This is a genomic window from Pedobacter sp. UYP24, assembly GCF_054057295.1.
Genome location: NZ_JBSRZD010000002.1, coordinates 97867 through 110898, shown reverse-complemented (window position 1 = coordinate 110898; position 13032 = coordinate 97867). Strand labels below are relative to the sequence as shown.

General features: G+C 38.4%; 17 protein-coding genes and 1 pseudogene. 7 read left to right on the top strand and 11 right to left on the bottom strand.

Features of this window, described 5'->3' with window-relative positions; translation table 11 throughout:
• Window positions 1-8: 8 nt before the first annotated feature.
• Window positions 9-395, top strand: coding sequence for a nuclear transport factor 2 family protein (locus ACVWYN_RS05190; protein ID WP_457287769.1), 387 nt, complete (start codon window positions 9-11; stop codon window positions 393-395).
• Window positions 396-868: 473 nt separating this feature from the next.
• Here the strand turns inward: ACVWYN_RS05190 and ACVWYN_RS05185 are convergent, their stop codons facing one another.
• Window positions 869-1726, bottom strand: coding sequence for an alpha/beta fold hydrolase (locus ACVWYN_RS05185; protein ID WP_457287768.1), 858 nt, complete (start codon window positions 1724-1726; stop codon window positions 869-871).
• A gap of 132 nt (window positions 1727-1858) precedes the next feature.
• Window positions 1859-2992 carry a helix-turn-helix domain-containing protein gene (locus ACVWYN_RS05180; protein WP_457287767.1) on the bottom strand — a complete coding sequence of 378 codons (1134 nt, stop codon included), beginning with the start codon at window positions 2990-2992 and terminating at the stop codon, window positions 1859-1861.
• 130 nt (window positions 2993-3122) lie between these two features.
• On the opposite strand from ACVWYN_RS05180, the gene ACVWYN_RS05175 reads away from it, so the two are divergent.
• On the top strand, window positions 3123-3494 hold the full coding sequence (locus ACVWYN_RS05175; RefSeq protein WP_457287766.1) for a TraR/DksA family transcriptional regulator: 372 nt from the start codon (window positions 3123-3125) through the stop codon (window positions 3492-3494).
• Window positions 3495-4033: 539 nt separating this feature from the next.
• On the opposite strand, the pseudogene ACVWYN_RS05170 reads toward ACVWYN_RS05175, so the two are convergent.
• A pseudogene (locus ACVWYN_RS05170) lies at window positions 4034-4249 on the bottom strand (SnoaL-like domain-containing protein); the annotation flags it as partial.
• A 367-nt stretch (window positions 4250-4616) separates the two neighbouring features.
• Here ACVWYN_RS05170 and ACVWYN_RS05165 point away from each other — a divergent pair.
• Entirely contained in the window at window positions 4617-4829 is a 213-nt protein-coding gene (locus tag ACVWYN_RS05165) for a hypothetical protein (RefSeq protein ID WP_457287765.1), read from the top strand.
• Between the two features lie 277 nt (window positions 4830-5106).
• Here ACVWYN_RS05165 and ACVWYN_RS05160 read toward each other — a convergent pair whose 3' ends face one another.
• From ACVWYN_RS05160 to ACVWYN_RS05130, 7 genes are all read right to left on the bottom strand, one after another.
• Window positions 5107-5331 (bottom strand): DUF4287 domain-containing protein, encoded by a 225-nt coding sequence (locus tag ACVWYN_RS05160; RefSeq protein ID WP_457287764.1) that lies wholly within the window; start codon window positions 5329-5331, stop codon window positions 5107-5109.
• Window positions 5324-5764 (bottom strand): DUF1569 domain-containing protein, encoded by a 441-nt coding sequence (locus tag ACVWYN_RS05155; RefSeq protein ID WP_457287763.1) that lies wholly within the window; start codon window positions 5762-5764, stop codon window positions 5324-5326. Before ACVWYN_RS05155 ends, ACVWYN_RS05160 begins: the two co-directional genes overlap by 8 nt.
• The gene (locus tag ACVWYN_RS05150; protein WP_457287762.1) at window positions 5761-6180 is read right to left on the bottom strand and encodes a VOC family protein; all 420 of its coding nucleotides are present in this window, start codon (window positions 6178-6180) and stop codon (window positions 5761-5763) included. The genes ACVWYN_RS05155 and ACVWYN_RS05150 overlap by 4 nt, the downstream gene beginning before the upstream one ends.
• Window positions 6181-6203: 23 nt before the next feature.
• Window positions 6204-6647 carry a helix-turn-helix domain-containing protein gene (locus tag ACVWYN_RS05145; protein WP_457287761.1) on the bottom strand — a complete coding sequence of 148 codons (444 nt, stop codon included), beginning with the start codon at window positions 6645-6647 and terminating at the stop codon, window positions 6204-6206.
• Window positions 6644-7072 carry a hypothetical protein gene (locus tag ACVWYN_RS05140; protein ID WP_457287760.1) on the bottom strand — a complete coding sequence of 143 codons (429 nt, stop codon included), beginning with the start codon at window positions 7070-7072 and terminating at the stop codon, window positions 6644-6646. The genes ACVWYN_RS05145 and ACVWYN_RS05140 overlap by 4 nt, the downstream gene beginning before the upstream one ends.
• 518 nt (window positions 7073-7590) lie before the next feature.
• Window positions 7591-8055 carry an AAA family ATPase gene (locus ACVWYN_RS05135; RefSeq protein WP_457288366.1) on the bottom strand — a complete coding sequence of 155 codons (465 nt, stop codon included), beginning with the start codon at window positions 8053-8055 and terminating at the stop codon, window positions 7591-7593.
• A 445-nt stretch (window positions 8056-8500) separates the two neighbouring features.
• Entirely contained in the window at window positions 8501-9067 is a 567-nt protein-coding gene (locus ACVWYN_RS05130) for a cupin domain-containing protein (protein WP_457287759.1), read from the bottom strand.
• Between the two features lie 84 nt (window positions 9068-9151).
• Between ACVWYN_RS05130 and ACVWYN_RS05125 the strand changes: the two genes are divergently transcribed.
• Window positions 9152-9238 (top strand): chromate resistance protein ChrB domain-containing protein, encoded by an 87-nt coding sequence (locus tag ACVWYN_RS05125; RefSeq protein ID WP_457288365.1) that lies wholly within the window; start codon window positions 9152-9154, stop codon window positions 9236-9238.
• 370 nt (window positions 9239-9608) lie between these two features.
• A complete protein-coding gene (locus ACVWYN_RS05120; RefSeq protein ID WP_457287758.1) occupies window positions 9609-9962 on the top strand; it encodes a SnoaL-like domain-containing protein in 354 nt (117 codons plus the stop codon).
• Between the two features lie 81 nt (window positions 9963-10043).
• Here the strand turns inward: ACVWYN_RS05120 and ACVWYN_RS05115 are convergent, their stop codons facing one another.
• Window positions 10044-10799 carry a DUF6597 domain-containing transcriptional factor gene (locus ACVWYN_RS05115; RefSeq protein ID WP_457287757.1) on the bottom strand — a complete coding sequence of 252 codons (756 nt, stop codon included), beginning with the start codon at window positions 10797-10799 and terminating at the stop codon, window positions 10044-10046.
• A 386-nt stretch (window positions 10800-11185) separates the two neighbouring features.
• Here ACVWYN_RS05115 and ACVWYN_RS05110 point away from each other — a divergent pair, with 386 nt between their 5' ends.
• Both ACVWYN_RS05110 and ACVWYN_RS05105 read left to right on the top strand, forming a co-directional pair.
• A complete protein-coding gene (locus tag ACVWYN_RS05110; RefSeq protein WP_457287756.1) occupies window positions 11186-12085 on the top strand; it encodes an NAD(P)H-binding protein in 900 nt (299 codons plus the stop codon).
• A 12-nt stretch (window positions 12086-12097) separates the two neighbouring features.
• Window positions 12098-13012, top strand: a complete 915-nt coding sequence (locus ACVWYN_RS05105) for a helix-turn-helix domain-containing protein (RefSeq protein ID WP_457287755.1) — start codon at window positions 12098-12100, stop codon at window positions 13010-13012.
• Window positions 13013-13032 lie beyond the last annotated feature (20 nt).

Here is a 13032-nt window from a genome sequence, read left to right as displayed (position 1 = left end):
TGCGAAAAATGACAAATTTAGAGATCGTAAAAAGCACCTATCAGGGTACAGCGGAAGAAAATTCGGCTAATCTTAAAGACTTTTTGGATGAGAACGCTCAATGGATTGAGGCTAACGGATTTCCTTACGCCGGTACTTATATAGGTTTTAATGCCATTGTATCGAACGTGTTTAAGCGCTTGGCCACCGAATGGATAGGTTATCGGGTAGACATAGACGATTATGTTGCCAGCGGAGATAAAATAGCTGCTTATGGAGCCTATTCGGGTACTTACAAAGAAACTAACAAATATTTTGAGGCAAGGGTTGTTCATCTTTGGCAATTGAAGAGCGGCAGAGTAATCCGTATGGAACAGTTTGTAGATAGCCAGGTTGTTAACGATGCGATGAAATAAACTATTTTATAGGTTGCATATGCACCGACAACTCACTTAGGAATAACCTTTAAAATGCGGACTTCGTATCGTGGCGGCTGGCCTTCTGCTTTTTATTCAAAGGGTTGCTGTTAGAGCTAAACGAGTGGTAAGCTCTACCATAGTAAAGATAAAGTGATATACAATATCCATAGTAGAGTAATTCATATCTCTACTATGGATGTTTTTATTTCGATTTAATTGACAAATTAATCATTGCAAAACCCCCAATTATGGTCTTTTATGAGTTCGTTATATTCCTTGATTTTTTCCGGTAAATCGGCCAATCGCTTCAAATCAGCGATAAACTTTGATGATATTTGTACCGATAGGCAACCCCGTTTTACTCTACTATAGATAAAATTCAAATATCTGATAATTAATATATTAGGTATTCGAAATTCCTCGTATACATACTAAAGCACTATCACCACTTACAACCTATACTACTTATTTTAAGGTAGTTTGGATAATAAAAGCTTTAAATTTTTTAAAAAAAGATCAGGATCTTCCTGATGAATATAATGGCCGGCAGCCGTTGTGGTAACATGGGTAAAGTCGTTTACACCACGTTTTAATAATTCATGAGCATTATACCAGTCCTGCCGGGTTTTATGATAAGTGGCGTCTGTTATATTATTCGCATCATCGTGCTTCATACTGGTCAACACAATTACGGGGATATTTGGCAGATTTGGCAAAGTAGCAGTGTATTGCAGATCCTCTATAAGTTGGCGCGCTTCGGTAGCAGCGCCCGAGTTGACGCCATAAGCAGATGAAAATACGCCGTATATCTGGTCTTCAATGGCCTGAGTAGGTTGGTTAAAGCTTTCATGAGAAGGATCGACAAATAGCAATCCGGCTGTTTTTGATGAATTTTTGATAGCATAATCGCGAGTGATAAGGCCGCCAACTGAATGCCCAACCAATACTACTTTTCTTCCGCCTGATAGGTTCTCGATTACCTTTTCCAGTTCGGTGCGCAGCTGGTTAATGTCCCTCGGAGCTAGGCCATTGCCCGATTTTCCGTAGCCGCCCCTGTCATACAGGACAATATCTGATTGAATGTCGTTTGCCAATTCCAAAATATCAGCCGATTTCCCGGTTGGGTTCCATGATTCATGACCATCGCCAAGGCCTGATTCTAAAACTACCAGGTATTTTGAGTTTTTGATCACGCTATAAGTCATGAGGTTATGGTTGCCCACATTTACTAAGGTTTCTTTAACTGAATCGGGGCTGATCGGTTTATTCTTTTTACATGAAAAGAGTAAGCCGGCACTTAATAATAATAACATTGATAATTTTTTCATATACTTTATTTTAACGCGATGTCCGTTTATTGGTACATACCATTGGGATCGCGATAGCAAAATTGCAGTATATGTGAGGCACAAATGTTCTAACTTATGAATCCGAACATCATGAATTTTATTGTAAACCAATTAATTATGAGTTTTTCTAAAATCGGTAGGGGTTTGGCCAGTGATTTTTTTGAAGGTGGTGTTAAATACCGTTTTTGAACTGAATCCCGCTTCATAAGCTATACCTACCAGGCTCAGGTAGCTCATTTTAGGGTCGAGGATCATTCTCTTGGCTTCGTCAACACGGTGCCTGTTGATGAATTGAAAAAAATTTTCCTGGAAACCTGAATTAATAATGTAGGAAAGCAAATGGGGTGATGTCTTAAATTGCTCTGCGAGTCGTATCAAGCTGATCTCGTCATCCAGATGAGGCTTTTGTGCATCCATCAGCTGTTTGAGTGCTTGAACATACTCCGCGAGTTTCTCATCTGTTATTAGTTTCTTTTTAATCTCCGTTTCGTTTTCTGCTTCATCAATAATGGCAGCGAGCTGTTGTTTTTCTTCGGTATTAAACAAAAATATTTCCTTTTGCAGCAGGGTATTATATGCGATGTAGCAAACGCCAATAAAATACATCAAGGTGGAACTATAATCAAACAATAAAGAGTTTTCAGAAATTCGAAATATTATATCAACTAACCAAAATACCGCAATAAGCACTACACAGATAACAATTTTTTTCAGCCAGTGCAGGTTTATTTGGTAGGTGTTAGATGCATATATTAAAAGATTTTTCTGGTATTTAGTAATTCTGTAATACGAAACAAAACAGTAAGTAAGCACTTGTAAGCTAAAAATTGCATTAAATATCATTATTGCTTTTGCCTCCAGTTCCTTCTCATTTGGAGTAATTACCGGGTTTGCGGGCATAAAAAATGTAATGATGGTTAAGAGCAGTATAACCCCGCCAAATAAAAAATGAAGGTTATCGCGCCTTCGCCATCTACGGCTGGGTTCTACGTAATAAACAATGCTAAAGTAAAATACGGGTGCTATAATATAATTGGCCAGGTTAATTACATCAATAACTGGCGGATTTTCGCCAATTGTATGAGTTTTATCATAAAGTACACCCAACTGAATGAAGAAGATGAGCAGAACAAATACGCCCAGCCATCTATTGGCTTTAATATTTACCTTGTTGAAGTTGGCAAAAATTAAAAGTGCTACTATTAATGTTGGCCCGGTAAACAGGGCCTCAATTGTTGGGTTCATATAAGTATATAAAGATCAATAGCTGTCCGGTAAAGCTAATAGCGGTTTAATACCTGCGTAAAGTTAGTCGTAATTTTAATTTTAAACTAAAATCGTTGTTTAGTGTTGATAAGCTTTACTCCAAGGGAAAATGATAAAAACGAAATATAACGACAACGAGCTAGGAGAATTTAAGCAATTGATCGAAGAAAAGATCCGTGTAGCGCGTGAAGAATTGAACGAGCTTGCGGGATCGCTAAGCGCGGCGAACTCTAACGGCGATGATGCAGCCATTGCCGGCAAGACGCTGGAAGATGGCTCGGCCACTTTTGAAAAGGAACAGACCAATCAGCTGGCAGGACGTCAAAAGAAATTCATTGAGCAACTCGAAGCTGCGTTATTGCGGATTCAAAATAAGACTTATGGTATTTGTCGTGAAACAGGCAAACTGATTCCGGAAGAGCGGTTGCGGGCGGTGCCGCATACTACCTTAAGTTTAGAAGCGAAATTAAAGCATGTCTGATTGCTTACTAAGTAGGCTTTGAGTATGCAATCTTTAATAAGTTTTTCAAAAAACAAACTCAGGTTTTTAATTTAATTAAAGAATTGTAAGATATACCATAGTAGAGATAAAGTGATGTAAAACATCGATAGTAGAGCAATTCATATCTCTACTATGGATGTTTTTTTACAATTTAATCGCCAATAAAATCACTACAAAAACCTCAATTATGGGCTTTTAACAACTCGTCATACTCCTTGATTTTTTTCGGCAAATCGGCCAATTGCTTCAAATCAGCTATAAACTTTGATGATATTTGTAGCATGTTCCACCCACTTTTACTCTACTAGAGATAAAATGTCAATATCTGATAATTAATAAATTAGATATTTGACTTCTTTAGTTCTATGCCAAATCCAAGGTTATCCTAATTTGAATCATTTATTCAACGGTTTAATCCAATCCTGTATTAATTTCTACACTATCGAGCGGCGCATAGATATTACTGAAATGCGGAAAGGTAATACTTCCGCTTCTAACACTATTAGAAATTATACTATTTACATATTATAGAAGAACCGGTCGCTAATAATCTTACCATCTCTTACTTCATAAATACCAATTTCACGCATGATAAAACGACCATGCTGTTTATAAGTAGCATCTATATCCATGGTGAGTGCGAAAAAATTGCCTGTAACGATGGGCTCGGAAATAACGGTACTGTGCAGTGTTTCTACAGAATTAAACCAGTTAATGTTCTTCTGTAATATAGCATCTCGTCCGGATTTACAGTATTAGATTCAGTGCTCGTGGCATTTTCTGCATATAATTGTCTAATACAATCAAGATTTTTATCTTCACGGCATAAGGACACCAGCCTGTAGGCTATTTGTTCTGTGGTTTGCATGTAATTTGGTTTTGGTTTAATTAACGAATATACTAGAAATTAAATCCGATATGACCAACACATCTTTGCTACAAAAACTAAACAAGTTTTCTACAGAATAGTGTTTTTTTTATTAAAAAACAAAGAATCATTAGAAAAATGTTTTTAATGGGCGTTGCCCTGATTCTACAAGCAGCGCAATGACGCAAGACTTGAAAAGCAAGGATGTACCACAGTCTGTTAAATCCGCTTTAATGAGTATATACCCGAAGGCCACTAAAGCTAGCTGGGAAAAAGAAAAAGGAAACTACGAAGCCAATTGGGGCGGTAAATCGGGCGAGGATAACTCCGTAATGTTTACCCCCGCAGCTGCATTTGTTGAAATTGTTAGAGCTATACCGGTTAGCTCCTTACCCGCATCAATAGCGACGTATGTTAAGGCACATTACAAAGGCCAAAAAAATTAAACAAGCAGGTAAAGTTACAGATGCTGCGGGAAAACAATGTATGAGGCAGAAATTAAAGGCGGCGATTTGATATTTGATGAAAAAGGTACTTTTATTAAAAGGGACTAAATTTTAATAACGCAAGTAATGCTTGCCCCGGAATCAGGTGGTCTCGTTCATCAGAATCTCCAAGTAATGAGCGAAAAACGTCAATACTGTACCTACGAGACCCTTACAATAGGGGTTTTGGTAGTTGCGGTATTTTTTGCTGTTCATTCTGTTATCTTCGGCTAATAGGCTATTCAGCATCTTTCAAACTATGATAAATCGCCAGACCATGTCCGTGGCCCAAATTAAAATCGGCTTTTAGCCAGGCGATTACTTCCGCCGCTTTGACTGAAGTTTTTAAAACCCCACTCTCGAAGTAGCCTTGGCCGATAGCCAGTTCTTTGAAGTCAGCCGGTGTTTTGCCGGTTTTCTTTTTGATGGTAGCGTAATAGGCGGTCAAATTGATCTTATTCATGGAACTGGCGTAAATGGTGGTCTATATGTTTATAGGCCATTTTACCGGCTTGTTCAGCGGTGAGTTTGCCGAAAAAAGGATGGAGGAAGCCTTCCGGTTCCCGGTGATCATGTTCCGCCATTAAGCTGAGCCATTCGGCTTTCACTTTTTCTACATCACCATTGCCGGTGATTTTAAAGGACGGTACGGTAGGCAGGTTATGTTTGGCGGGTTCATCTTTGAGCATGTCTTTCAGTGCGAATTTGCCAACGAGTTTGCCGAGGAAGGATTGCTTATACAGGGTTTTGCCCGATAGCATTTCTTCCCACATAACGCAATGTTTGATCATTTGATAAACGTTCATCTGACCCCATTCGGGCTGGCTGTGTTCGTTTAGTTTGTTAATGCGGGCCCTGACTTCCGTCCGGGTGTATTGGTCGAATAGGTTTTTCATGGAACGGGTACTAATTGCGCTAAAGAAAACCAGTTACCTGAATCGTCTTTAAACAAGGCTTCAGTACCGTAAAATTCTTTGGTGGGTGGCTTAATGAATTCCACGCCTTTGCCTTTCATTTCTTCGTAGGTGGCCATAATATCGGTGCAGGTAAAGATGCCAACGCCAAAGGTGCCTTGTTTAACCAGTTCCTTTAGCGCCTCTACGGAACCTTTTGATTTTAAAATACTTTCATGGATAGGCGTGAGGTTGATCTCGAAGCCGGGTTGTTCGGGCGAGCCAACGGTCAGCCAGCGGGCATGTTCGTTCATGGGAGCGTCGATAATAACTTTGAGGCCCAACTTGTTAGTATAGAAGTCAAGGGCGCTGTTTTGGTCGAGAACATAAATGTTCATATGGGTCATGCGTGTGATCATAACACAAATAAACGGCTAAAAACTTAGACTTTATTTGTCGGAAATTGCTCTTTTTCAACCCAGCCGTACTGGAAGGCGAAGCAATGCGGTACAACGCTTAATGGCGTTTGGGCGATTTGTTGCTGGAGGTGTTGCTGCTGGCTTTGATAAGCGGAGGGATTGAGGCCGGTCCTGCGTTTGAACAAACGGCTGAAGGAACTGAGTTCTTCAAAGCCGACTGCTTTGCAGGCTTCAGCTACGGGCATGCCAGTGGCCAGCAGTTTCATGGCTTTATTGATGCGGACGGTCATGACATATTGATGCGGTGTTTGTTGATAGGTCTTTTTGAACTGGCGGATAAAATGGAACTTGGAATAATAGGCTTCGTCAGCGATTTTAAACAATTCAATATTCTCGGCGTAATGCTGATCGATGAATAGCTTGGCCTGGACGATCCGCCGATAGAAATAGAGTTTAGGATAATTCATGCCGTCTGAACCCGTGTTATACCGCTGTTTATACCCGAGCGGATCATATTACTATAACCATCGTTCGGTAACGAATCCGCATAATGAAGAGCTATTTGATAATTTTCAGCGGCTTGCAAGAGATCATTCAAATCTTCATGGCATTTGGCAATGTTTAGATATAGGGAGGGATAAACGTGCTGTATTTCCGCGTGTTCCACTTCCAATGCGAATTTTAGCGCTATCTCATCCCATTTTAGTTTGTCCTCAATACTAGTTTGATGCCGGGCGACATAATGCGCGGCGGTAAACTTCTCGGTGGCATTTGCCGCTATTTTCCAGGCCTGAAGGAACAGCGCTGCCGCTTCAGCTGGTTTGGATTCACCTTCTAGCATCATGCCATCGGCACATAGTTTATTTACGGCATTTTCCGGGTCAAATTGCATGTGAGGCTAAATTAAAGCTTTAATTTGATATTTTGGGGTTATGCTAACGCTTTACGATTTTGATAGATTTACTGAGGCTGAAAAGGCTGGAAAGCTTTAGCGAGGCAGTTTTTGGCCGACCGCGAAGAGAAAGAATGATTACAAACCATAAAAGGGGAAATGTATCTAGACTATGGGGCTAATTTCCATTTTTGTTAAAAATTTAAATTACATAAACATGATATATCTATAGTAGAGATTTGAGCTAATAAAATATCCATAGCAGGGATATGTAAAACCCTCTACTATGGATAACGATTTTTGTGATTTAACGATCTTGCGAATCACTACAAAAACCCCAATTATGGTCTTTTAACAGTTCGTCATACTCTTTCATTTTTTGTGGCAATTCGGCCAATCGCTTCAAATCAGCAATAAAATTTGATGATATTTGTACCATTAGACACCCCAGTTTTGAAAGGTTCATCTCGAAAGATTTGAACCTTTTTTGTGTGTAAATTCTTTGTTTAATTAGAAGGCTACAGTGAGCTTAATTTTTCGTTAACGAAATTAGAAAGATTAATAATAGTTATATCATGACTAACATCATAAGTATCGCTCTGAGGTGTAATTATAAAACTAAATTTAGGTATAAGGTCATCTATGCAATTCAGGAATCCCTTAGATATAACAGGGGCATTTGATAATTTAATTTCTATACAGGCTATAGGAGTGATTCCTTGCACAAGTAATAAATCACATTCCGCACCTGCTTGTGTTCTATAGAAGAACAGATCAAGATGACTTGACTTAGCTTGAAAAACCTGTTCAACTACATGCCTATCTTCATATAAAGATAAATAGCTAAAGGCATCTTGAAGTTTATTTTGGTCATTTGGATTTTCCATATCAAGATACAGGCTTTCTATTCCCTCTGCTTTCAATCGCTTAGCCAATGTTGTCTTACCTACCTGTCGAGGCCCTAGAAAGCAATAGCAGGAAATCTTTTGAGTTTCTCTAATAATGTCGCCTCTAGATTTCTTTTAATCATATTGTAAAATTACATAGTAACCTAGTAAATCCAAACTTTAAATTTGGATTTACTAGGTTGTTGCATTTCATGCCAACTAACAAATCTCCCGCTAATTATACACCCAAAACTTAAAAATACATCAAAGAACTTTTTCACATGCATCGCTGCTTGCTAACATCGCGTTGTATATTGCAATTTACCCAATTGCTAGGTACTAAAAAAGGTCATATGACCGAAGTTGGTACATCATATGACCTTTTTTAGTACCTCATTTGACCGGAAAATAGTACAAAGAGAACATTATCAGTGGATTGCAATTTGTGCCTTTTAAATGCGCGTTAGATTAGCAAGTGCAGAGCGCAACAGTAGAGCAGAGTTATCATACTCGTAGCTGGGGGAGTTTAGACAAAAGAATATCACTCAATTTTTAGCGGCGGGCCTACAATCTGCATTTCATTATCTGCGAAAAGTTTAGCCAGTTCATCATGATTTGGTTCATGATCTAACGCCGCCAGGGTAACAAAGAAATTTTCCATCTTGCCAGCGGGTTGAAAAGTAACCGTCATCTTACCTTTTTCTGAAATCTGAGTCCAGGCATGTGGGACTTTCATCGGCAGGAAAATACTATCACCCGTAGAAAGATGATATTTATCATCGCCCACTCTAAAAAAGTATTCTCCCTCCAATACATAAAACATTTCATCCTGCGCATGATGGATATGCAAAGGCGTTCCTCTACCTTGAGAAAGGCTTGTTTGCTCAAAAACTGCAATATTTCCCTCAGTGTCTGTTCCGGATACTTTAACATCCAGGATATTTGCGTTAACACCTTTTAGTTTAATATGTCCATGTAGCCTGCCTTCTCCTTTATTGGTTTTAAAACCTTTTCCTATTTTCATATTATTTTGCTTGTCGAAAGATTTTCCAACCAATGGTATAGCTGCAAGTGTTAGCACATTCGAAATAAAAATTTTCCTCTTCATTTTTAATATTGAATTAAAGACTGTAAAACGATTTGTAGATTGATAGCTATATAAAAATAGACAATACATTAAACAATTGAAAATATGAAATGGATTACCCGCGAACGTCCGAAGATCGATCGCATTGCATGTCCCTGGCTGATCAAGCTAATATTTCGGCACGATGGTTAAGCAATATTCTTTACGAGACATTCCGCTCTATTTCCTAAAGTTGGGTACTTGGGTTTTGGTGTGCCGGTAGCTTTGGTTGGCTATTAAGTTCGAGTTACATTGCCACGGCATAGGCGCTTTTTTAGCCCTCATCTATATTAAAAAACTACAGGAACCTTATATCATCGGAATCGCAGACGTAATCGGTATCCTAATCAAAACCCTTTAAATATCCAACATCCGTGTTTCCACAAGTATGCCCCTTGAAGAGAAAGCGATCAACTGCGATTCAAAATAATTGGTTAGATCTGTTACTTCCGCAATTATTGCTGTTTTAAAATTGTCGGCTTTTTCCAATAATGTACCCTTCTATCAGTATAAATTTGCTAGTATGAAAACTACAACTCAAATTTCAACATCGTTGGTTTCTTTGTTACGGGAACAACAATTTGTGCAGGCATATAAAGAATTATTTAGCGACAGCGCTATAAGTATTGATCCAGTTTACGGGCATTTGCCACCTATGGAAGGACTTTCCTTATTGATTGAGCGGGAAGAGAAGTTTCTTTCAAATTCAGATATACATGATGTAATTGTTTCCGAACCATTAAATTCTGGAAACTATTTTGCGGTCAATCTGACAATGGGCTTTACAACTGCAGGTCAACTCCGAAAGATAGAAGAGCTGTGCGTCTATCATACATTGAACGGAAAGATCATACAACAACAATTTTTTATTTCCTGATGTGATAATGAAAAATGCGTTACAGTCCTTTAATGACAATTAACATTCACCAGCGGATTTCAAATATTAAAAAAATCATGATCACTGTATGAACATTGAAACCAGTTCTTTCGGGCTTAATCCAGAATACCTTTTAACGTCATTTGTTAAGTGCGCTTGATCATAATAGCCCATTTCATAGGCGAGATTAGAAAGATTTTTCGTTGGTTCATTTTTCCGAATCCTTTTCAGCACTTGTTGGAATCGGATTACTTTTATAAATTCCTTAGGCGGGATACCCATATGTTCATTAAACATCCTTTCCAGTGTTCTATTAGTAACAAAATGCATTTTAGCGAGGTGATCAACCGTAATTTTCCCTTTATAGACTTCAACGGTTTCAGCTATTGCGAGCAAATTGCGGGTAGCCCTGATCTTTCCAGTAAAGAAATGATCCAGGCGGTCGGTCACTTTTTTATCTGAGTCGAACAGGCTATATAGTAAACGATCTGAAAATTCAATAATTTCATCAGTGGTTTCTTGAAGTGACATTTTATAAAAAACAGAAAAACCTCCGGGCTTAAAACGGATGCCCATAAACAAACTGTTGGGTATATTATGTATAATGCTGGATGAGGTCATTGTTCCTCCCAGATAAATATTGCCTGGCAAAAGCGGTTTGTCATTAAGTAATGGGTTCATATTGCCCATATTAATAAAGATCTCTGTACAACCATCTGGATATATCCGCCTCTCAGACGGCTGATAAAGTGCGCCCGTTTCCAGCACCCAATACGTCTCAATAAAATTCTTAAGGTGCGATGCGGGAGGTGTTTCAATATATTTGTACGTTTCCATAAGCTGAATATTAACTATTAAAAAAATATGCGAAGTTTCAACTATTGGTTAATCGCGCAAACGTGCATTCTGTTGACTAAAGATAATGATTGTATTATCTTTAACGTGTTGTGCAAATAAAATGAGACCACATATTTACGCTGATTAACGGATTACCATTTTAACGCCATTAACAATTGCCATGCCCTTAAAAAATCATACGTATTAAGTACAGTCGTATGACTTTGCCGGAACTTATAACAATCTGTTAGACGTTCATCCATTTCTCTTTTTAAATAGGCCAGCTGTTTCAAAGCTATTTCCTTTTTTCGGCTACAACAAAAGTAGATTCGGTTACAAGAATAAAACTGTAACCAAGCAAATTTGTCCTATCAAAAATTCAGACTATGAAAATTACAATTACAGGTTCTTTAGGGAATATTAGCAAACCATTAGCAACAACATTACTAGCGCAAGGACATGAGGTTACTGTCATCAGCAGCAATCCCGAAAAACAAAAGGAGATTGGGGCAATCGGTGCAAAAGCAGCAATTGGTTCCTTGGAAGATGTAGATTTTATCACCACAGCATTTAATGGCGCGGATGCAGTATATACAATGGTTCCTCCAGGCAACTACTTTGATCACAATCTTGATCTATTCGCTTACTATACCAGGCTGGGTAAGCATTATGCAAAAGCAATCGCGCGATCTGGTGTAAAACGGGTAGTTAATCTCAGTACAATTGGTGGAAATTTAGCAGAAGGCAATGGGATATTAATTGGTGCGCACAATGTGGAATTGATTCTTAATGAACTTGTAGAGGATGTAAAAGTTACACACATCCGTCCAAATTCATTCTATTACAATTTATTTGGCTATGTTGAGATGATTAAAAATACAGGGGTTATAGCGGCAAATTATGGAGGGACAGCACTTATCCCGTGGGTTTCACCAAAAGATATTGCCCAAGTAATTGCCGAAGAGCTGGTACAAATTCCAGCTGAAAGAAATATTCGCCGTGTAGGGAGTGAGGATTTAAGTGGTAATGAAACTGCAAGAATTTTAGGCGAAGCCATTGGTAAACCAGAATTGAAATGGGTAGTAGTATCAGATCAAGAAGTGCTCAATGGATTAAAAGCAGTTGGAATGAACCCTGAGATTGCAGCTGGATTGGTGGAGATGTACGCCGCTTTAGGTACTGGTTTATTGGCTCAGGATTACCAGGAAAACAAGCCATCAGTAATGGGAAAGGTGAAAATGAAAGATTTCGCAAATGAATTTGCAGCAGCCTTTAAACAAGTATAAGTATATTAGAATATGAGCAATACTCCACATCGATTAAAAACGATTAGCGAATTCCATAAGTTCTGGCAATTGCCCAGACCACAACACCCATTAATAAGCGTAGTTAATTTTACTAATATTAAAAGGATGCAGGAAGATGAACCTAAAAGTTTGGTAAATGAGTTTTACACCATTGCGCTAAAAAGAAGTCTTCATGCGAAGATGAGATATGGACAACAAACCTATGATTTTGATGAGGGGATTATGTTCTGCATTTCACCAGGACAGGTTTTTGCAATACAAGGAGACAGGAGAAATTATCAGCATTCTGGCTGGATGCTGTTAATACACCCTGATTTTTTATGGAATACACCTTTGACACAGGGTATTAAGCGCTATGAGTATTTTAGTTATTCATCAAATGAAGCATTGTATCTTTCAGAAAAAGAGGAGCATACCATTATTGGCGTGATGCGAAACATTGAATCTGAATATCAATCTAGTATCGATAAGTTTAGTCAGGATTTGATTATTGCGCAGCTCGAGTTATTGCTTACCTACGCTGATCGTTTTTACCATCGCCAATTTATTACTCGAAAAATTACCAATCACCAGATCTTGAATCGTTTAGAAGAGTTGTTGGATTCCTACTTTAACAACGACAATCTCCTTGAAAAAGGATTGCCAACCGTGCAGTTTGTTGCTGATAATTTGAATATCTCGCCAAGTTACCTTAGCGGATTATTAAAAGTATTAACTGGGCAAAGTACCCAACAGCATATTCACGATCATTTGATTGAAAAAGCCAAAGAAAAACTCTCTACCACAAACTTATCGGTAGGGGAAATTGCCTACGCATTGGGCTTTGAACATCCGCAGTCGTTCAGCAAATTGTTTAAGACAAAAACAAAATTATCACCTTTAGATTTTAGGCAGTCATTTAATTAGGGGGCTGATATTTCAACAGT

What these genes read in the sequence shown, in the direction of transcription:
- ACVWYN_RS05190 (WP_457287769.1), top strand. Translation starts at nt 9, where the DNA reads ATGACAAATTTAGAGATCGTAAAAAGCACCTATCAGGGTACAGCGGAA.
- ACVWYN_RS05185 (WP_457287768.1), bottom strand. Translation starts at nt 1,726, where the DNA reads ATGAAAAAATTATCAATGTTATTATTATTAAGTGCCGGCTTACTCTTT.
- ACVWYN_RS05180 (WP_457287767.1), bottom strand. Translation starts at nt 2,992, where the DNA reads ATGAACCCAACAATTGAGGCCCTGTTTACCGGGCCAACATTAATAGTA.
- ACVWYN_RS05175 (WP_457287766.1), top strand. Translation starts at nt 3,123, where the DNA reads ATGATAAAAACGAAATATAACGACAACGAGCTAGGAGAATTTAAGCAA.
- ACVWYN_RS05165 (WP_457287765.1), top strand. Translation starts at nt 4,617, where the DNA reads ATGAGTATATACCCGAAGGCCACTAAAGCTAGCTGGGAAAAAGAAAAA.
- ACVWYN_RS05160 (WP_457287764.1), bottom strand. Translation starts at nt 5,331, where the DNA reads ATGAATAAGATCAATTTGACCGCCTATTACGCTACCATCAAAAAGAAA.
- ACVWYN_RS05155 (WP_457287763.1), bottom strand. Translation starts at nt 5,764, where the DNA reads ATGAAAAACCTATTCGACCAATACACCCGGACGGAAGTCAGGGCCCGC.
- ACVWYN_RS05150 (WP_457287762.1), bottom strand. Translation starts at nt 6,180, where the DNA reads ATGATCACACGCATGACCCATATGAACATTTATGTTCTCGACCAAAAC.
- ACVWYN_RS05145 (WP_457287761.1), bottom strand. Translation starts at nt 6,647, where the DNA reads ATGAATTATCCTAAACTCTATTTCTATCGGCGGATCGTCCAGGCCAAG.
- ACVWYN_RS05140 (WP_457287760.1), bottom strand. Translation starts at nt 7,072, where the DNA reads ATGCAATTTGACCCGGAAAATGCCGTAAATAAACTATGTGCCGATGGC.
- ACVWYN_RS05130 (WP_457287759.1), bottom strand. Translation starts at nt 9,067, where the DNA reads ATGAAGAGGAAAATTTTTATTTCGAATGTGCTAACACTTGCAGCTATA.
- ACVWYN_RS05125 (WP_457288365.1), top strand. Translation starts at nt 9,152, where the DNA reads ATGAAATGGATTACCCGCGAACGTCCGAAGATCGATCGCATTGCATGT.
- ACVWYN_RS05120 (WP_457287758.1), top strand. Translation starts at nt 9,609, where the DNA reads ATGAAAACTACAACTCAAATTTCAACATCGTTGGTTTCTTTGTTACGG.
- ACVWYN_RS05115 (WP_457287757.1), bottom strand. Translation starts at nt 10,799, where the DNA reads ATGGAAACGTACAAATATATTGAAACACCTCCCGCATCGCACCTTAAG.
- ACVWYN_RS05110 (WP_457287756.1), top strand. Translation starts at nt 11,186, where the DNA reads ATGAAAATTACAATTACAGGTTCTTTAGGGAATATTAGCAAACCATTA.
- ACVWYN_RS05105 (WP_457287755.1), top strand. Translation starts at nt 12,098, where the DNA reads ATGAGCAATACTCCACATCGATTAAAAACGATTAGCGAATTCCATAAG.